Annotated in this window: 15 protein-coding genes and 1 pseudogene; 10 read left to right on the top strand and 6 right to left on the bottom strand. The window is 74.2% G+C overall.

Translation table 11 applies throughout. The features are described 5' to 3' along the window. Positions 1 to 19: 19 nt before the first annotated feature. Entirely contained in the window at positions 20 to 1522 is a 1503-nt protein-coding gene (locus SXIN_RS10555; protein ID WP_095756910.1) for a CoA-acylating methylmalonate-semialdehyde dehydrogenase, read from the bottom strand. Between the two features lie 118 nt (positions 1523 to 1640). On the opposite strand from SXIN_RS10555, the gene SXIN_RS10550 reads away from it, so the two are divergent. The 3 genes from SXIN_RS10550 to SXIN_RS10540 all read left to right on the top strand — a co-directional run bounded on the left by SXIN_RS10550 (position 1641) and on the right by SXIN_RS10540 (position 4680). Continuing rightward, positions 1641 to 3230, top strand: a complete 1590-nt coding sequence (locus SXIN_RS10550; RefSeq protein ID WP_095756909.1) for a PucR family transcriptional regulator — start codon at positions 1641 to 1643, stop codon at positions 3228 to 3230. A gap of 119 nt (positions 3231 to 3349) precedes the next feature. Then, entirely contained in the window at positions 3350 to 3751 is a 402-nt protein-coding gene (locus tag SXIN_RS10545) for a BlaI/MecI/CopY family transcriptional regulator (protein ID WP_019706091.1), read from the top strand. Then, entirely contained in the window at positions 3751 to 4680 is a 930-nt protein-coding gene (locus SXIN_RS10540; RefSeq protein WP_095756908.1) for a M56 family metallopeptidase, read from the top strand. The genes SXIN_RS10545 and SXIN_RS10540 overlap by 1 nt, the downstream gene beginning before the upstream one ends. 40 nt (positions 4681 to 4720) lie before the next feature. On the opposite strand, the gene SXIN_RS10535 is transcribed toward SXIN_RS10540, so the two are convergent. From SXIN_RS10535 to SXIN_RS10525, 3 genes are all read right to left on the bottom strand, one after another. Then, positions 4721 to 5176 (bottom strand): tellurite resistance TerB family protein, encoded by a 456-nt coding sequence (locus tag SXIN_RS10535; protein ID WP_019710236.1) that lies wholly within the window; start codon positions 5174 to 5176, stop codon positions 4721 to 4723. Positions 5177 to 5323: 147 nt separating this feature from the next. After that, positions 5324 to 6340 (bottom strand): sporulation protein, encoded by a 1017-nt coding sequence (locus SXIN_RS10530; protein WP_039822523.1) that lies wholly within the window; start codon positions 6338 to 6340, stop codon positions 5324 to 5326. Positions 6341 to 6404: 64 nt separating this feature from the next. Next, on the bottom strand, positions 6405 to 6626 hold the full coding sequence (locus SXIN_RS10525; protein ID WP_019710234.1) for a hypothetical protein: 222 nt from the start codon (positions 6624 to 6626) through the stop codon (positions 6405 to 6407). A 315-nt stretch (positions 6627 to 6941) separates the two neighbouring features. Here SXIN_RS10525 and SXIN_RS10520 point away from each other — a divergent pair, with 315 nt between their 5' ends. The 7 genes and pseudogenes from SXIN_RS10520 to SXIN_RS10490 all read left to right on the top strand — a co-directional run bounded on the left by SXIN_RS10520 (position 6942) and on the right by SXIN_RS10490 (position 14565). Then, positions 6942 to 7205: a twin-arginine translocase TatA/TatE family subunit gene (locus SXIN_RS10520; RefSeq protein WP_019710233.1), complete on the top strand. Its 264-nt coding sequence runs from the start codon at positions 6942 to 6944 to the stop codon at positions 7203 to 7205. Positions 7206 to 7428: 223 nt separating this feature from the next. Next, positions 7429 to 9063 (top strand): S8 family peptidase, encoded by a 1635-nt coding sequence (locus SXIN_RS10515; protein ID WP_095756907.1) that lies wholly within the window; start codon positions 7429 to 7431, stop codon positions 9061 to 9063. A 272-nt stretch (positions 9064 to 9335) separates the two neighbouring features. Beyond that, a complete protein-coding gene (locus SXIN_RS10510; protein WP_019710231.1) occupies positions 9336 to 10088 on the top strand; it encodes a GntR family transcriptional regulator in 753 nt (250 codons plus the stop codon). Positions 10089 to 10383: 295 nt separating this feature from the next. Continuing rightward, a complete protein-coding gene (locus SXIN_RS10505) occupies positions 10384 to 10560 on the top strand; it encodes an SPOR domain-containing protein (protein WP_019710230.1) in 177 nt (58 codons plus the stop codon). Positions 10561 to 10716: 156 nt separating this feature from the next. Beyond that, a pseudogene (locus SXIN_RS10500) lies at positions 10717 to 11130 on the top strand ((deoxy)nucleoside triphosphate pyrophosphohydrolase); the annotation flags it as partial. A 176-nt stretch (positions 11131 to 11306) separates the two neighbouring features. Then, positions 11307 to 11783: an ATP-binding protein gene (locus SXIN_RS10495; protein ID WP_019710228.1), complete on the top strand. Its 477-nt coding sequence runs from the start codon at positions 11307 to 11309 to the stop codon at positions 11781 to 11783. Positions 11784 to 11922: 139 nt separating this feature from the next. Next, entirely contained in the window at positions 11923 to 14565 is a 2643-nt protein-coding gene (locus SXIN_RS10490) for a SpoIIE family protein phosphatase (protein ID WP_050930955.1), read from the top strand. A gap of 33 nt (positions 14566 to 14598) precedes the next feature. Here the strand turns inward: SXIN_RS10490 and SXIN_RS10485 are convergent, their stop codons facing one another. Next, entirely contained in the window at positions 14599 to 15366 is a 768-nt protein-coding gene (locus SXIN_RS10485; protein WP_019710226.1) for a succinate dehydrogenase/fumarate reductase iron-sulfur subunit, read from the bottom strand. Beyond that, positions 15363 to 17345 (bottom strand): fumarate reductase/succinate dehydrogenase flavoprotein subunit, encoded by a 1983-nt coding sequence (locus SXIN_RS10480; RefSeq protein WP_019710225.1) that lies wholly within the window; start codon positions 17343 to 17345, stop codon positions 15363 to 15365. Before SXIN_RS10480 ends, SXIN_RS10485 begins: the two co-directional genes overlap by 4 nt. Between the last annotated feature and the right edge of the window lie 49 nt (positions 17346 to 17394).

Genomic DNA, 17394 nt, shown 5'->3' with positions numbered 1-17394 from the left:
CCTGGTCTCTCGGTGCGGCTCAGTCGTTCTGCGGGAAGCCGAGGTCGATGCCGCGGTGCCGCGGATCGGGCCAGCGGGTGGTCACGGTCTTGGTCCGGGTGAAGAAGTGCACGCCGTCGGGGCCGTAGGCGTGCGTGTCACCGAACAGCGAGTCCTTCCAGCCGCCGAAGGAGTACGAGGAGACCGGTACCGGGATGGGCACGTTGATCCCGACCATCCCGGCCTCCGCCTCCTCCTCGAAGCGGCGGGCGGCGCCGCCGTCGTTCGTGAAGATCGCGGCGCCGTTGCCGTAGGGGCTGCCGTTGACCAGGGCCAGTGCCGCGTCGTACGAGTCCGCGCGCAGCACGGACAGCACCGGGCCGAAGATCTCGTCGGTGTAGACGGACATGTCCGGGGTGACGCGGTCGAAGAGGGTCGGGCCGAGCCAGAAGCCGTCCGCGTCCCCGTCGACGGGATGGGTCCGGCCGTCGGCCACCAGCTCCGCGCCGGCGGCAACGCCCGCCTCCACATAGCCGGCCACCCGGTCCCGGTGCGCCGCGGTGACCAGCGGCCCCATGTCGCAGCCGCGCCGGCCGTCGCCGACCCGCAGACCGGCGATGCGCTCGGCGATCCGGGCCACCAGCGCGTCCGCGACCGGTTCCACGGCCACCAGCGCGCTGACGGCCATGCACCGCTCGCCCGCCGAGCCGAAACCGGCGTTGACGGCGGCGTCCGCGGCGAGGTCCAGATCGGCGTCCGGCAGGACCACCATGTGGTTCTTCGCCCCGCCCAGCGCCTGCACCCGCTTGCCGTGGGCGCTCGCCGTCTCGTACACGTACCGGGCGACCGGTGTGGAGCCGACGAAGGACACCGAGGCCACGTCCTCGTGCGTCAGCAGCCGGTCCACGGCCTCCTTGTCGCCCTGCACCACGGTGAGGACGCCGTCCGGCAGGCCCGCCTCGCTCCACAGCCGGGCCAGGAGCAGCGAGGCGGACGGGTCCTTCTCGCTCGGCTTGAGGACGACGCTGTTGCCGCAGGCGATCGCCACCGGGACGAACCAGAGCGGGACCATCGCCGGGAAGTTGAACGGCGAGATGACCGCCGTCACGCCGAGGGGCTGCCGCACCGCGTGCACGTCCACCCCGGTCGAGACGCCCGCGGTGTGCCCGCCCCGGAGCAGGTGCGGGATGCCGCAGGCGAACTCCACGACCTCCAGGCCCCGCTGCACCTCTCCCGCCGCGTCGTCGAGCACCTTGCCGTGCTCGGCGGTGATGGCCGCGGCCACCTCCCCGGCCCGCTCGGCGAGCAGCCGGCGGAACGCGAAGAGGACCGCCGTGCGCCGGGACAGCGAGGTGCGGCGCCATGCGGCGAAGGCTCCGCGGGCGGACGCGACGGCCTCGTCCACGGTGGCCGCGCCGGCCAGGTCCACCCGCGCGGTCACGGAGCCGGTCGCCGGGTCGAAGACCTCCCCGGTGCGTTCCGGCGTGCCGGTCCACGGCCTGCCGTCGATCCAGTGGGTGATGCGCTGCTGTGTGTCGGTCATGCGGCACATTGCACCGGCCGCACGCGCCGGGGCGTAGCTGCACACCGTCGGATGTGGCACGATCTGCCGACACTCTGTAAAGCGGCCCCGGGCCGCGGGACCGGGAGGGGGCGAGGAGGTGTTCCCGACCGTCGCCGACGTCCTGGCCATGCCCGAACTGCGCCAGGGCGACCCGGAGGTGGTGGCCGCCGCGGAGGCGGTGACCCGCCGGGTGCGGTGGGTGCACTGCGTGGAACTCCCGGAGGTCGCGCCCCTGCTGCGCGGCAGCGAACTCGTGCTGGCCACCGGCATCGCCCTGCCCGCCGACGCCGCCGGCCTCGACCGCTACGTCCGCGAACTCAGCCGCGCCGGGGCCGCCGGCCTGGTCGTGGAGCTCGGCCGGCGCTGGACGGGCGAGCTGCCCGGCTCGCTCGTCTCCGCCTGCGAACGGGAGAAACTGCCGCTGGCCGTCCTCCACCGGGAGGTGCGCTTCGTCAGCGTCACCCAGGCCGTCGGCGAGCAGGTCGTGGACGCCCAGGTGCTGGAGCTGCGCGCCGCCGGGCAGATCCACGACGCCTTCACCGCCCTCAGCATGGCCGAGGCCGGACCGGCCGACATCCTCGCCGAGGCGGCGCGCCTCGCCGGGTGCCCCGTGGTGCTGGAGTCCTTCCACCACCAGATCCTCGGCTACCACACCGGCGGCCTGCCCGCCTCGGACCTGCTGCACGACTGGGAGGACCGCTCCCGCCGCATCCGGATCGGCGAGCGCACCGGCTACGACCACCGCGCCGGCCGGCTGGTCACCGTGGTCGGCTCCCGCGGCGACGACTGGGGCCGGCTCGTGCTCGTCACCCCGCAGCCGCCCCCGCACCGCCACCTCGTCCTCGTCGAACGCGCCGCCGCGGCCCTCGCGCTGCACCGGCTGCACGCCCGCCACCGGGACGGCGTCGAACGCCAGGCGCACCACGCCCTGCTCACCGCGCTCCGCGACCGCCCGGTGGACGACGAACTGATCGGCCGCTGCGCCGAGGCGGGCGTGCCGCTGACCGGCCGCGCGCTGCTGGGCCTCGCCGCCCGGCCCGTCGTCCAGCGCCGCCGCCGGACGTACGTCGCCGCCGACGCCCTGACCGCGCTGGCGGACTCCCTCGTGGTGACGCTGCGCCAGCGCGGGGTGCCGGCCCTGGTCGCCGTCGAGTCCGACGACGTCGTCGCCCTCCTCGCCCCGCCCGCGGGCGCGGACACCGATGCCCTCCTCGCCGCGGTCGCCGCCGGCACCGGCTCCCCCGGGGAGACCGTCCTGGCCGTGGGGGAGACGGTGCGGCGGCCCCGGGACGCCGGGCGCTCCCTGGCCGAGGCCCGGCACGTGGCCGCGTCGCTGCGCCCCGGCGGCCCGTCCCGTCCCCACCACCGCCTGGCGGACGTGCATCTGGCGGGACTGCTCCACCTGCTCTCCGGGGACGACCGGCTCACCCGCTTCGTCCAGCGGGAGATCGGGGCGCTGCTCGACCACGACGCCGGACACGGCACCGCTCTGTACGAGGTGCTGCGCGCGGTGCTGGCGACGGGCGACAAGACGGCGGCCGCCGCCGCGCTGCACATCTCCCGGCCGGTGCTCTACGACCGCATCGCGCGCGTCGAGCGCATCCTCGGCCGGGACCTGTCCGACCCCGCGACGCGCACGTCCCTGCACGTCGCGGTGCTGGCCCACGGGACGCCGCCGGACCGGTGACCCGGGGGCGCGCTCGGGCCGCCGGCGGACGCCCCGGCGTACGCGCCGCGGCCCCGCGCCGCGCCGGTACGATGGGCCGCTGATCTCGGCCGGACGGCACGGCCGCGGAGGGAGGGGCCATGGCGGAACCGGACAGCGGCGGTTCACGGCCGCGGCGGCGGGGACAGGGCGAGCTGGAGGCCCAGGTGCTGTCCGTACTGCGCGAGGCACCCGGACCCGCGACCGCCGGCTGGGTGCTGGACCGGCTCGGCGGAGGGCTGGCCTACACCACCGTGATCACCATCCTCACCCGGCTGCACGCCAAGGAGGCCGTCACCCGGGAGCGGTCCGGCCGCTCCTTCGCCTGGCGGGCGTCCTCCGACGGGGCGGGGCTCGCGGCGCTGCGCATGCGCCGGGTCCTGGACGGCGAGACGGACCGGGAAGCGGTGCTGGCGAGCTTCGTCACCGCGCTGCCGCCCGACGACGAGCGGCTGCTGCGGGAACTCCTGGACCGGGAAGCCGGCGCACCGGACGGCCGGTGATGGGCGTCTTCGTCTTCCTGCCCCTGGTGCTGCCGCTGACGGCCTGGCCCATCGCCCGGCTGGCCGAGCAGCACCTCCATCCCCGCGCGGCCACCCTGCTGCTGACCGGCGCCGCCGCCGTCCTGGCGGTGTGCAGCACCCTCTGCCTGGCTCTGCTCATGGTCGTCGGCACCGCCCAACTGCCGGGCAACCCGCTGCCGGACGGCTGGTCCGATCCGGAGGTGCGGGAGGCCGTCCCCTATGACGAGGTCCTGGGGGTCGCGGCCATTCCCGTGCTCAACGCCGTGGCCGGGGGCTGCGCACTGACACTCTGGCGCCACCACCGGATGCGGCGCCGCCTCCGGCGCGCCCTGGACGGGCTGCCCGGCTCCCAGGTGGCCGTCCTGCCCGACGAGACGCCGTACGCCCACGCGCTGCCCGGCGGGCGGGGCCGCATCGTGGTGTCCGCGGGCATGCTGGCCGCTCTTCGGCCCCGGGAGCGCCGGGCCCTGTTCGCCCATGAGCGGGTCCATCTGGCGGCCCGGCACCACCGCTATCTGCTGCTGGTCCAGCTGGCGGCCCGGGCCAACCCCTTTCTGCGGCCCCTGCGGACCGCGGTCCTCTACGGGGCCGAGCGCTGGGCCGACGAGGAGGCGGCGCGCACCGTCGGGGACCGGCGCCTGGTGGCCCGCGCCATCGGGAAGGCCGCGCTGGTCTCCGCTCCGGCGCCCGCGCCGGCCTTCCCGGGCTTCGCCTCGCCGGGGCCCGTGCCCCGCAGAGTCCGGGCGCTGCTGGCCCCGGCCCCGCCGGCCCGCGTCTGGCCGCCGGCGCGCACGGCCGCCGGGCTGGCCGCCTGGGCCGCGGCCATGGGCACCGCGGCCTCCGCCTTCTCCTCGGCGAACGCGGCCGTGGCGCTGTTCCTCGTCCTCCAGGCGGCGACCCCGCTGTGAGCCGGGGATGTGGTGGCCGGGGGCGCGGCCCGGGCGCGGCTCAGAGGTCGAACTCGTGGGGCGGCAGGTCGAGGGTGTAGCAGGCCTCGCGGACGACGGCCTGCTCGGTCTTGTCGAAGTCGCCGTCGGCGCCGCCGATGACGATGCCGATCTGGACGACGGCGCGGGCCTCGGCGGGCTTCTTCTTCGCCTTGGCGATCTCCTGGAGGACGCCGACCTTGCCGAAGTCGAAGTCCGCGGTGAGCTTGTCCAGGTTGGCGTCGAAGCGGCGCTGGAGGTCCTCGGCGGGGAAGTTCCGCAGGACGTCGTTGCTCGTGATGAGCTGGGCGACACGCCGGCGCTCGGCCGGGTCGATCGTCCCGTCGGCCGCCGCGACCAGAGCGCACATCGCCATGCTCGCGTCGCGGAACGCGCCGCTCTTCAGGTCGTTCTTCTTCGCCTCCAGCTGCGTCTGCATCGTCTGGGCGGATTCCTTGATGCGGTCCCACAGAGCCATGAAAGGTCCTTGCCTGGTCGGGGGGTCCGGGCCGGGCGGGCGCGGCCGCCCGGGCACCGGTGATCTCTACATTCCTGTAGAAGCTACAGGGTCACGGGGTGCCGGGAAGGACAACTCCCCGGCGCGGAGCGGCGGATGGCGGGCCCGTCAGCCCTCCTCGTCCTCCTCCTCGCCCTCGAAGGCGTCACCGATCTCGTCGACGACCTCGGCGGCCACCAGGCCGCCGGCGACCCCGACGGCCAGGCCGGCCGCGCCGGCCGCGATGGCGGTGCCCATGCCGGGGCCGGAACCGTGGCCGCCGTGGTGGTGGCCGTCCTTGTGCGCGTCCCCGCCTCCGTACGGGCCGCCGTGGCCGTACGCCTGGCCGTACGGCGCGGGGGCCCCGTACGCGGCCCGGTTCTCGACGAGTTGCCGGATCCAGGAGTCGGCCTCGGCCTGCCAGTCGCGCGCCCCGGCCTCGTCGTGCCCGACGGTGTGGCGGCTCAGGGCGTCGTGGCCGCCGGAGAAGAGCCCGCCGCGCTTGTCGGCCTCCAGCACGACCTCTACCCCGGCGGGCCCGGCGAGGAAGGTCACCTCGATCTCGTTCACCGCGTGCGCGTACTGCGGGGCGGGGGAGAGCTCGATCTCCTGGTAGAACGGCAGTTGCTGCCCCGTGCCGTGGATGCGGCCCAGCTCCAGGTCGGCGGAGGTGAATCCGAAACCGAGCCCGCCGAGGGCTTCCAGCACGGCCTCCTGGACCGGCAGCGGACGGACCGTCAGCGCGTCGAGGTCGCCCTTGTCCTTCGCCCCCGCCACCGCCAGTTCGGTGCGCACGCCCAGGACCACGCCCAGCGGCTGTCCGTGGAGCTCGGTGACGGGGGTCTCCCAGGGCAGCGTCACGGCGAACGGGACGGCACGCTCCTCGCCCTCCGCGAGCCGGAAGCCGCCGCCCACCGTGAAGCGCTCGAAGGGGACGGTGCCCTCCCGCTCGCCCTCCTCGTGCTCCGCCTCGACCCGGGCGACCAGCTCCAGCGTGATCTGCTCGATCTCGAAGTCCGCGCTCCCGCCCCGCAGCAGGACCTGTCCGCGCAGGACCCCGCCGGGCGGCACGGCGCCGTCCTCCAGAACCGTGTCCACGGTCGGTCCGCCGACACCGAGCGTTCCGAGCAGTCGTTTGAACACCATGGCGGCGTTCACTCCTTCTTGTCCGTTCCTGTGTTCCCTGCCGGGGCCGCCGCGCGGCCTCCGGTCACTTGGCCGATGCGTCCAGGGCCACCAGGGCCTGGGCCCACCGGGCGTACTTCAGCGATCCCAGATCGGCGACCGTCTTCACGCCGAAAGCTTCCCGCAGCAACTCGCCGTCGCGGTCCGACACGCCCTTGAGGGCCGAGACCGGTGCGGCCAGGACTTCGGGGAGGCTCTTGTCCGCCCACGCCTTGTCCAGCACCTTGTCCAGGTCGATCGAAGCCACCGTGTCCTCCTGAAGTTCATCCGTCGGTCCGGGCACAGACGCTTGCCGCACCGCCGCCCGGGGCATGCTCCGGCCGGCGGCTGACGGGCCGTCTGTTCATGTTCTACATGCGTGTAGAAGAATAGGCCGCCCGGCGTCGCGCCGTCCGCGGAGCGGGGGTCTCGGCGGGGGAACGTCCGAAAGACGTGGTCTCCCGGACCCGTCCGGCGCGGAGGGCCCCGGACTCCAGCGGATGCGGGGGCCCGGCGGGCCCCGGCCGGGGGGCGACTTTCGGACAGACGGGGCAATCATCGGTGCGCGGAAGGGAATACACAGATGTTCGGGATCAGCGAAATCGCCCTCATCCTCATCGTCGTCGTCGTGCTGCTCGGGGCCAAGAAGCTGCCCGAGCTGGCGCGTTCGATGGGGAAGTCGGCCCGCATCCTCAAGAGCGAGGCCAGGGCGATGAAGACGGGTGACGGAACCGGCCCCGGCGATGGCGCCGCGGAGCCGCCGGCGCCGCGCACCATCCGGGCCGCACCGGGGGACGTCATCTCCCGTACGGACGGCGGCCCGGAGAGCGGGACCACGCGGACGTGAGCGGGGCGGTGGCGGAGCCGGCCGGGCGGTGAACTCCCGCCGAAACGCGGGTGACCGGTGGGGTGGGCGCACTCTTGTGCGAGGGGCGGAGGTCGGCCACTCTTGCGTCGGCGAGCGGCCGTGCATGTCCGCCGGCGCCGCCGCGCCCCGCGTATCGGCGCCCCCCGGCCGCCGGTGCCGGGCGGCACCCCACCCCGCGCACCTTTCCGAGAAGGAACCCCCCATGGCAGTGATGCGCAACCCCCGGCAGCCCCGGCGCTTATGGCGTTCCCCGCGCCCCCGGCTCCGCGCCCTCCCGAGCCGCCCATTGGTTCGTCCGGCCCTCGCGGCCGGCGCGGCCCTCGTCCTCGGCGCGGTCTGGGTCCTGCCCGCCGCGGCCGCACCGCCCGCGGAGGGCGAGATCCTCGGCGCAGGCGGCGCCGGAGCGGTCGAGGACAGCTACATCGTCGTGCTCGACGAGGACGCCCCCGCGGCGGACTCCCGGCAGGGCCGCGCGCTGGCGGAGCGGTACGGCGGCGAGATAGCCGAGACCTACGACGCCGCGCTCAACGGCTTCGCGCTCGGCCTGCCGGAGCGCCAGGCCCGGCGGCTGGCCGCCCATCCGGACGTCGCCTCGGTCCACCGCAACCGGACGGTCACCACGACGGCGACCCAGCCCGCCCCGCCCTCCTGGGGCCTGGACCGGCTCGACCAGCGCGAACTCCCCCTCGACTCCAGCTACACCTATCCCGACTCCGCCGGTGAGGGCGTCACCGCCTACGTCATCGACACCGGAGTCCGCATCAGCCACCAGGACTTCGGCGGCCGTGCCTCGTACGGCTACGACGCGGTCGACGGGGACACCTCCGCCGGCGACGGCGTCGGCCACGGCACCCATGTCGCCGCCACCATCGCCGGCACCGAGCACGGGGTGGCCAAGAAGGCCGAGATCGTCGCCGTCCGCGTCCTGGACGACAACGGCTCCGGCACCGAGGCGGGCGTCATCGCCGGTATCGACTGGGTGACGAAGAACGCCGTCAAGCCCGCCGTCGCCAACCTCAGCCTGGGGGGCAGCGCCAGCGACGCCCTGGACGCGGCGGTCCGGGGCTCCATCGCCTCCGGTGTGACCTATGTCGTGGCGGCCGGCAACTCCGGTGCGGACGCCTCCACTTCGTCCCCGGCGCGGGTGGCCGAAGCCGTGACGGTCGGCGCCGTCACGAAGGCGGGGGAGCGCTCCGGCTTCTCCAACTACGGCGAGAGCGTGGACCTCTTCGCCCCCGGCTCCTCCATCACCTCCGCCACGAACGCCGGTGACACGGCGACCGACACCGCGTCCGGCACCTCGATGGCCGCCCCGCATGTGGCGGGCGCCGCCGCGCTCCTGCTCGGCGACCGGCCCTCGGCCGCTCCGGCGGAGGTGTCCGGCACCCTCGTCTCGTCGGCGGTGCCCGGCGCCGTCGGCAACCCGGGCGACGGATCGCCGGACCGGCTGCTGCACATCGGCGGGCAGGCGGGCGGCGGCGGCCAGGGGCCGGCCGTCACGCGGTTCGAGAACACCGCCGACCTCCTCATCGCCGGCACGGCGGTCACCGAGTCCGCCATCGCCGTCTCCGGCGTCGGGGACAGCGCCCCGGCCGATCTGGGGGTCGACGTCGACATCCGGTTCGCGTGGAGCGAGAGTCTCCGGATCGAGCTGGTGGCCCCCGGCGGCTCCGTCCACGTGCTGAAGGAGGCCGGCCCCGAGGGGATGGGCGAGAGCACCGCCCACTACACGGTCGACGCCTCCGGTGAGACGGCGGACGGTGTGTGGAAGCTCCGTGTCCACGACCCGGCCTCCGCGACCCCCGGCTTCCTCAACTCCTGGGCCCTGCGGTTCTGATCCCGGGCGGGGCCCCCTCCCGTCCCGTCCCGTTCGCCCATCGCGGGGCGGGACGGGGCGTGCCCACCCGGCGCACCGGGCCCGCCCCCGAGCCCCCGGCGGACGCAGCACACCCGGCGCACGCGGCGCACGCACGCCGCTTCCCCGGCCGGGCCCGTTCATGCCTGCTCCCGCCCAGCATCAGCCCTTCGGGCGAATCTTTGGCCTTCGCTTGCGATGGCAACTCTCGGTTGCCAAGCTGTCGCAGAATGTCAACCCGTTGGGAGGGGCACGTGTCCTTCGGTGAGCAGCCCGCGTATCTCAGGGTCGCCGGCGACCTGCGGCAGAAAATCGTCGACGGTGCCCTGGCGCCGCACACCAGACTCCCCTCCCAGGCCCGCATCCGCGCGGAGTACGGCGTCTCCGACACCGTGGCGCTGGAGGCCCGCAAGGTGCTGATGGCCGAGGGGCTGGTGGAGGGCCGTTCGGGCTCGGGCACGTATGTACGGGAGCGCGTCGAGCCGCGCCGCATCACGCGGACCGGGTACCGCTCGGCGGACGACCGCACCCCCTTCCGGCAGGAGCAGGCCGACGAGCGGATGCGGGGCACGTGGGAGTCGCGCAGCGAGCAGGAGGCCGCGTCCCCCGAGGTCGCCCGGCGGCTCGGTGCCGAGCCGGGTGACCGGGTCATGTGCACGCGCTATCTCTACCGCTCCGAGGGGGAGCCGATGATGATCGTCAACTCCTGGGAGCCGCTGGCGGTCACCGGCCGCACGCCCGTGATGCTGCCCGAGGAGGGGCCGCTGGCCGGGCGCGGCGTGGTGGACCGGATGGCGGCGATCGACGTGGTGGTGGACAACGTCCAGGAGGAGGTCGGGGCCCGCCCGGGGCTCGCGGAGGAGACGGTGGTGCTGGGCGGGGTGCCCGGCCGGGTGGTCATCGTCGTCTCCCGGACATTCTTCGCCTCGGGCCGGGCGGTGGAGACGGCCGACGTGGTGATCCCGGCGGACCGCTACCGCCTCTCGTACCACCTCCCCGTCAGATGAGCACCGGGAGCCGCCCCGCCGCCCGTTTCCGCGCCCCGGGGTGTCCCGGCCCGTCCCCCGCCAACGGTTTCCGTCCCCGCCGTGGAGCCCGGAGCCGTGCCCCGGCGCCCGCCCGGCGGTGACGTCGGCACGCATCCGCCTGCTCGAACGGGTGGCCGGATGCGTGCCTCTTCGTGCAAACTCGTATCCGCTCCGTAAGGGCCCGGCGTAGGCTCGGGCATATGCAGACTGCTGTTTCCTCACAGAACGGAACCCTGTGCGCGGGCTCGCGCGCCCCGGCGCGGGAGGGGCGGCGATGAGTGACGGCGGCGCGGTCCTCCCCTGGCTCGTCATACGCGAGGACGGCAACGGCAACCGCTACCGCGTCGGCAGTTACGCGACCCGCGCGGAGGCGGAGAAGGCCGCGGCCCGGCTCCACCGGTCCGGGGGTGAACAGCTGTACGTGGTCGAGCGCGTGGCCCGCGGCTCGTAGAGTCCGTCCCATGACGGAGCACCACGTATGACCCGGGACGGGGAAGCGCGCGAGACGCGGGCGGCGGACCGGCGGGCGGCGGGCCCGGACGCCCCGGAAACCCGGGAAGCGCCGCACACCCCCGAAGCCCGGCACGCCCCGGACGGGGCGGAAGCGCGCGTTGTCGTCGGCGGCGCCGTCCTGCGCGACGGCAGGCTGCTCGCGGCCCGGCGCAGCGCGCCGCCCGCGCTCGCCGGCCGGTGGGAGCTGCCCGGCGGCAAGGTGGAGCCGGGCGAGACGGCCCCCGAGGCCCTGGTGCGTGAACTCCGCGAGGAACTGGGCGTGGAGGTGGTCCCGCTGGCCCGTGTCCCCGGCGCCTGGCCCCTCTCACCGCCCCATGTCCTGCAGGTCTGGACGGCGCGGCTGGTCTCCGGTGAGCCGGAGCCGCTGCAGGACCACGACGCCCTGCGCTGGCTGGCGCCCGAGCGGGCCGGCGAGGTGGACTGGCTGGACCAGGACCGCCCCGCCGTCGCCGAGGTCGTACGGCGGCTGACGGCGGAGGCCGGCGGAGCGTGCGCCGGAGCGGGGTGACGCGGGGGACGGGGCGTGGGGCGGGCGCGCTGCGCCGTTCGTGCCACAGCTGCTGCGGTAATGCGATATTCACACCGCGATATCGGGTAAGCGATGCTTCGACCGGTTAAGTCCGGCCGCAGTGTGCCAGTAACCCGCTCGGGCCGTGACGCCCGGCCTCCCGTGACCGGTTGGAAGTGGTCGGTGTGAGTGACACCACAGGGTCCCCCGAGCCGGCGGTCCCGCTGTCCTTCCGGCCCGCCGAGGCGGTGGTTCCCGGCACCCCTTCCCTGAACGGGCACGTGGCCGAATGGAGCTTCCCCGCCGGCCCGGGCACGCTGCGCGACGCCCGTGCGCTGACCCGCGCCACGCTGCGGGAGTGGCGGCTGAACGCTGTGAGCGATATCACCGTACTGCTGGTCAGTGAGTTGGTGACCAACTCGCTCCGCTACGCGAGCGGCCCGATCGGAGTCCGTATGGAACGCACCCCGAACCGTACTCTTGTGGTCGAAGTGTCCGACCCGCTGCCCGATCCGCCTCTGACGCGCATCGCCGCCCCGGAGGACGAGGGGGGCCGCGGGCTGCAACTCGTGGCCGGTGTCTCCCACCGCTGGGGTGCCCGCCGGGGCAGTTCGGGGAAGACGGTGTGGTTCGAGCTGGTCCTCTCCGGTTAGGAGAGAGAAAGGACCTGATCACGTCCGATTCAACAGTTGAAACCGTGCTGTGATCGTGAAGGCCGTGTTCCGGATGGTGTTGGTGCTGGATACTCGGCCCATGCCGGTCCGGGCAAGGTGAGCTGGAGGGGACGGGCGCGTGAGCGATATACCAGCGGGGCCGGGATCGGCCGGCGAGGCAACCGGTGTGCCCGTGTGGCAGGGGCATCCGCCCGGCTCGATCTACGACTACATCGGGGTGGCCTCCTTCTCGCTGGGGCCGGACGGCCGGATCGCCCAGTGGAGCGACCGGGCCGCGGAACAGCTCGGCATCCCCGCCCGCGACGCTCTCGGCAAGGACCCGGTCGAAGCCTTCCTCCGGCCCGATCTGCGGGACCGGGGGCGCCGCACGATGGCGGACATCATGGACGGCCGCGAGTGGGTCGGCCTGGTCCCCTTCCGGGCCGCCGACGGCTCCGGGGGGCACGGCCTCGCCGAGGTCTATGTGATGCCGGCCGACACCGAGAAGGGTGAACGCGGCGCCGTCTGCATCGTCGTGGACGTCCGCGCCCTCCGCGGCATCGAGACCGACCTTGCCGTTTCGGAGGCGGTTTTCGGCCAATCTCCGATGGGTTTCATGCTCTTCGGCACGGACCTCCGGATCATGCGGGTGAACGAGCGCTTCGCCACCGTCTTCGGCGGCACCCCCGAGTCCCACCGCGGCTGCGTCCCCGCCGACTATCTGCCGCCCGGCGAGGCCGACCGGCTGGAGAACGCGGTCCGCAAGGTGCTGGAGACCGGCAGCCCCGTCACCGACCTCCAACTCCTCGGCTCCGTACGGGGCGACGAGGAGCAGCACCGCTGGACCGTCAACCTCTACCGGCTGCACAACGCGGGCGGCCGCCCCATCGGCGTGGCCGGCCTCGGCACCGACGTCACCCGGCGGCGGAACGCCGAACGCGAGGCCGCCAGCGCCCGGCGCAACCTCGCCCTGCTCAACGCCGCCGGTGCCCGGATCGGCAACTCCCTCGACCTGGAGACCACGGCCCGGGAACTGCTCGCGGTGGCCGTGCCGCAGTTCTGCGACATCGCCTCCGTCGACCTCTTCCAGGGACTCCTCAGCCGGGACGAGGCCCCGTTCTCCGCGCGGGTCGGCCGCGAGCCGGTGCCCGGGCTGGCCGACGGCAGCGCCGAGATGCGCCGGGTCGCCTTCGCCAGCGCCGTCTCCGGCGCCCCGCTGCCGCTGTCCGAGCCCGACGACGGGGAGGGGCGGCGGAGCGCGAGCTCCCCGGTGAAGGTGGGGGCCGTGCACCGGTACCCCTTCGACTCCTCGCTCGCCGACGCCCTGCGCACCGGCCGCCCCCACGTCGTCCCCGGCTGGGGCAGCGACGACCGGCCCGACCTGGCCGCGATCGTGCAGTCCACCCTGGCCGTGCCGATGATCGCCCACGACACGGTGGTCGGCCTCGTCCGCTTCTCCCGGGTGAAGGGCAGCGAGCCGTTCGGCGAGCGCGATCTGGGCCTGGCCGCCGAGCTGGCCTCCCGCGCCGCCGTCTGCATCGACAACGCCCGCCTCTACCGCCGCGAGCACGAGCGGGCGCTGATCCTCCAGCGCAGCCTGCTGCCGCCCGGCGACCCGGAGGCGGCGGGGCTCGACATCGCCTGCCGCTACCTGCCCGGCACCACCGCCACCGAGGTTGGCGGCGACTGGTTCGACGTCATCGAACTGCCCGGCCACCGCACGGCGCTGGTCGTCGGCGACGTCATGGGCCGCGGCCTGCGCGCCGCCGTCGCCATGGGCGAACTGCGCACCGCCGTCCGCACCCTGGCCATGCTCGACCTGGAGCCGGCCGAGGTGCTCTCCCACCTGGACGAGATCGCCCGCGGCCTGGCCGCGCCCGCCGGCACCCACGTCGCCCACGGCACGCAGAGCGGATCGCGCTCCGCGGCCCGGAGCGGCCGCGAGGCCGACGACCTCTCCGAGGTCTACCTCGCCACCTGCGTCTACGCGGTCTACGACCCCGTCACCCGGCGCTGCACCTTCGCCAACGCCGGTCATCTGCCGCCCGTCCTGGTGGAGCCCGGCGAATCGGCGCTGATGATGGAGGTCCCCACCGGGATGCCGCTCGGCGTCGGCGGGGAGCCCTTCGAGGAGGTCGAGGTGGAACTCCCCGACGGGGCGCTGCTGGCCCTCTACACCGACGGCCTCGTCGAGTCCCGCGAACACCCGCTGGAGGAAGGGCTGCAGGCGTTCCGCGCCGCCCTGGACAACCAGGGCCGGCCGCTGGAGGACGTGGCCGACCATGTGCTGGGCACCCTGCACACCCAGCACGGCGAGGACGACACCGCCCTGCTCATGGCGCGGGTCCAGGGCCTGCCGGCGGAGTCCGTCGGCGACTGGACGCTGCTGCGCGAGCCGCAGTCGGTCTCCCGGGCGCGGGAACTGTCCCGGGACCAGGTGGTGGCCTGGGGCCTGGAGGAGCTCGTCGACACGACCGAGCTGCTGGTCAGCGAGCTGGTCACCAACGCCCTGCGGTACGGCGAGGGGGAGATCCGGCTCCGTCTGCTGCTGGACCGCACCCTGGTCTGCGAGGTGTGGGACAGCGGCCTGGTCCAGCCGCGGCGCCGGCGCGCCCGCGACACCGACGAGGGCGGCCGGGGCCTGCAGCTCGTCGGCCTGCTCAGCAGTGGCTGGGGCAGCCGGCGCACCCCGCGCGGCAAGACCGTCTGGTTCGAACTCGCCCTGCCGGACGGGGAGTCGCCGGGCACCGACCCGGTCGAGGCGCTGCTGAGCCTCTACTGACGCCCCGGGCCGCGCCGGCTCCCGCCGCGGGGATCAGGCCCCGCGGCGGCGGATCTTCGAGCCCAGCCAGACCAGCGGGTCGTACTTGCGGTCGGCCACCCGCTCCTTCATCGGGATCAGCGCGTTGTCGGTGATCTTGATGTTCTCCGGGCAGACCTCGGTGCAGCACTTGGTGATGTTGCAGTAGCCGAGGCCGTGCTCCTCCTGCGCCGTGGACTTGCGGTCGAGACCGGTCTCCGCGGCGGCGTCCAGCGGGTGCATGTCCAGCTCGGCGACGCGCATCAGGAAGCGCGGCCCGGAGAAGGCCGTCTTGTTCTCCTCGTGGTCGCGCACCACGTGGCAGACGTCCTGGCAGAGGAAGCACTCGATGCACTTGCGGAACTCCTGCGAGCGGTTCACGTCCTCCTGCCGCATCCGGTACTCGCCGGGCGCCACCCCGGGCGGCGGTACAAACGCGGGCACCTCGCGGGCCTTGGTGTAGTTGAACGACACATCGGTGACCAGGTCCCGCAGCACGGGGAAGGTGCGCAGCGGGGTGATGGTGACGGGCGCGGTGAGGTCGAGGACCGACATCCGGGTCATGCAGAGCAGCCGCGGCCGGCCGTTGATCTCGGCGCTGCACGAACCGCACTTGCCCGCCTTGCAGTTCCAGCGGACGGCGAGGTCCGGGGCCTGGGTGGCCTGGAGGCGGTGGATGGCGTCGAGGACGACCTCGCCCTCGTTGACCTCGACGTCGAAGTCCGCCAGGCCGCCGCCCCCGGCGTCGCCCCGCCAGACCCTGAAGTGAACGGTGTGGGTCACAGGGAAAGCTCCTCATCGGCCAGGTACTTGCCCAGTTCGTCCTTCTCGAAGAGGGCGAGCAGATCACTGCGGACGGGCGGGGCGGTGAAACGGGTGAGCGCGATCCGGCCGCGGGAGGCGGGGGCGGCCGGTGCCGTCCCGTCCTCCTCCTCCGCCGCCAGGGAGCAGAGCAGGTTGATCCGCCGCCAGGCGCGGTCCATGCCCGGGTGGTCCTCGCGGGTGTGGCCGCCGCGGCTCTCCTCCCGCTCCAGCGCGGCCCGTGCCACGCACTCGCTGACCAGCAGCATGTTCCGCAGATCCAGGGCGAGATGCCAGCCGGGGTTGAACTGCCGGTGCCCCTCCACGCCCGCGCGGCGGGCGCGGTCCCGCAGCCCGCCGAGGCGCTCCAGGGCCTCGGCCATCTCGCCGCCGCGGCGGATGATGCCGACGAGATCGTTCATGGTCTGCTGCAGCTCCTGGTGGAGCGTGTACGGGTTCTCGGCCCCGGCACCGCCACCGCCATCACCGCCGGCCGCGTCCGCCGCGCCGCCGTCCTCCGCCGCGCCGAACGGGCGGAGGGCCTCGGCGACGGCCGCCTCCACGGCGTCCTCGCGCACGGCCGGCGGTTCACCGGCCGCGGCGAGGGCGTGCTCCGCCGCGTGCAGCCCGGCGCGGCGGCCGAACACCAGCAGATCGGAGAGGGAGTTGCCGCCCAGCCGGTTGGAGCCGTGCATGCCGCCGGCGACCTCGCCCGCCGCGTACAGCCCGGTCACCCCGCGGGCCTGCGCGGTGTCCGGCTCCACCCAGACGCCGCCCATCACGTAGTGGCAGGTGGGGCCGACCTCCATCGGCTCGGCCGTGATGTCGACGTCCGCCAGCTCCTTGAACTGGTGGTACATCGACGGCAGCCGGCGGCGGATCGTCTCGGCGGGGATACGGGTGGAGACGTCGAGGAAGACCCCGCCGTGCGGGGAGCCGCGGCCGGCCTTGACCTCGGCGTTGATGGCACGGGCCACCTCGTCGCGGGGGAGCAGTTCGGGCGGGCGGCGGTTGTGGTCCGGATCCTCGTACCAGCGGTCGCCCTCCGCCTCCGACTGCGCGTACTTCTCCTTGAAGACGTCGGGCACGTAGTCGAACATGAACCGCCGGCCCTCGCTGTTGCGCAGCACGCCGCCGTCGCCGCGGACGGACTCGGTGACGAGGATGCCCTTCACGGACGGCGGCCAGACCATGCCGGTGGGATGGAACTGGACGAACTCCATGTTGGTCAGCCGGGCCCCCGCGAGGAGGGCGAGCGCGTGCCCGTCGCCGGTGTACTCCCAGGAGTTGGAGGTCACCTTGAACGACTTGCCGATGCCGCCGGTCGCCAGCACCACGGCGGGCGCCCGGAGGACGAGGAACCGGCCGGACTCGCGCTCGTAGCCGAACACCCCGGAGACCCTGCCGCCGTCCCCCTCGCCGTCCTTGAGGACGCGGGTGACGGTGCACTCCTGGAAGACCTTCAGCCGCGCCTCGTAGTCGCCGTGCTCCCGGAAGTCCTCCTGCTGCAGCGCGACGATCTTCTGCTGGAGGGTGCGGATCAGCTCCAGGCCCGTGCGGTCGCCGACGTGCGCGAGGCGCGGGTACTCGTGGCCGCCGAAGTTGCGCTGCGAGATGCGGCCGTCGGCGGTGCGGTCGAAGAGGGCGCCCCAGGTCTCCAGCTCCCACACCCGGTCCGGCGCCTCGCGGGCGTGCAGCTCGGCCATCCGCCAGTCGTTGAGGAACTTGCCGCCCCGCATGGTGTCGCGGAAGTGGACCCGCCAGTTGTCGCCCTCGTTGACGTTGCCCATGCTGGCCGCGATGCCGCCCTCGGCCATCACCGTGTGGGCCTTGCCGAACAGGGACTTGCAGATGACCGCGGTGCGCGCGCCCCGCTCGCGGGCCTCGATGGCGGCGCGCAGCCCGGCGCCGCCGGCGCCGACCACGACCACGTCCCAGGCCTGCTCTTCCGGTTGGGTCATCGCTGTCCTATCCCTCTGCGAACGCTCGTCACTCTTGTCACTCCCGGAA

Origin of the sequence: Streptomyces xinghaiensis S187 (assembly GCF_000220705.2) — a bacterium.
Classification (GTDB): domain Bacteria; phylum Actinomycetota; class Actinomycetes; order Streptomycetales; family Streptomycetaceae; genus Streptomyces; species Streptomyces xinghaiensis.
This window is presented reverse-complemented; position numbering and strand designations above follow the sequence as displayed.

What these genes read in the sequence shown, in the direction of transcription:
- SXIN_RS10555 (WP_095756910.1), bottom strand. Translation starts at nt 1,522, where the DNA reads ATGACCGACACACAGCAGCGCATCACCCACTGGATCGACGGCAGGCCG.
- SXIN_RS10545 (WP_019706091.1), top strand. Translation starts at nt 3,350, where the DNA reads ATGGCGGAACCGGACAGCGGCGGTTCACGGCCGCGGCGGCGGGGACAG.
- SXIN_RS10540 (WP_095756908.1), top strand. Translation starts at nt 3,751, where the DNA reads ATGGGCGTCTTCGTCTTCCTGCCCCTGGTGCTGCCGCTGACGGCCTGG.
- SXIN_RS10535 (WP_019710236.1), bottom strand. Translation starts at nt 5,176, where the DNA reads ATGGCTCTGTGGGACCGCATCAAGGAATCCGCCCAGACGATGCAGACG.
- SXIN_RS10530 (WP_039822523.1), bottom strand. Translation starts at nt 6,340, where the DNA reads ATGGTGTTCAAACGACTGCTCGGAACGCTCGGTGTCGGCGGACCGACC.
- SXIN_RS10520 (WP_019710233.1), top strand. Translation starts at nt 6,942, where the DNA reads ATGTTCGGGATCAGCGAAATCGCCCTCATCCTCATCGTCGTCGTCGTG.
- SXIN_RS10515 (WP_095756907.1), top strand. Translation starts at nt 7,429, where the DNA reads ATGGCAGTGATGCGCAACCCCCGGCAGCCCCGGCGCTTATGGCGTTCC.
- SXIN_RS10505 (WP_019710230.1), top strand. Translation starts at nt 10,384, where the DNA reads ATGAGTGACGGCGGCGCGGTCCTCCCCTGGCTCGTCATACGCGAGGAC.
- SXIN_RS10480 (WP_019710225.1), bottom strand. Translation starts at nt 17,345, where the DNA reads ATGACCCAACCGGAAGAGCAGGCCTGGGACGTGGTCGTGGTCGGCGCC.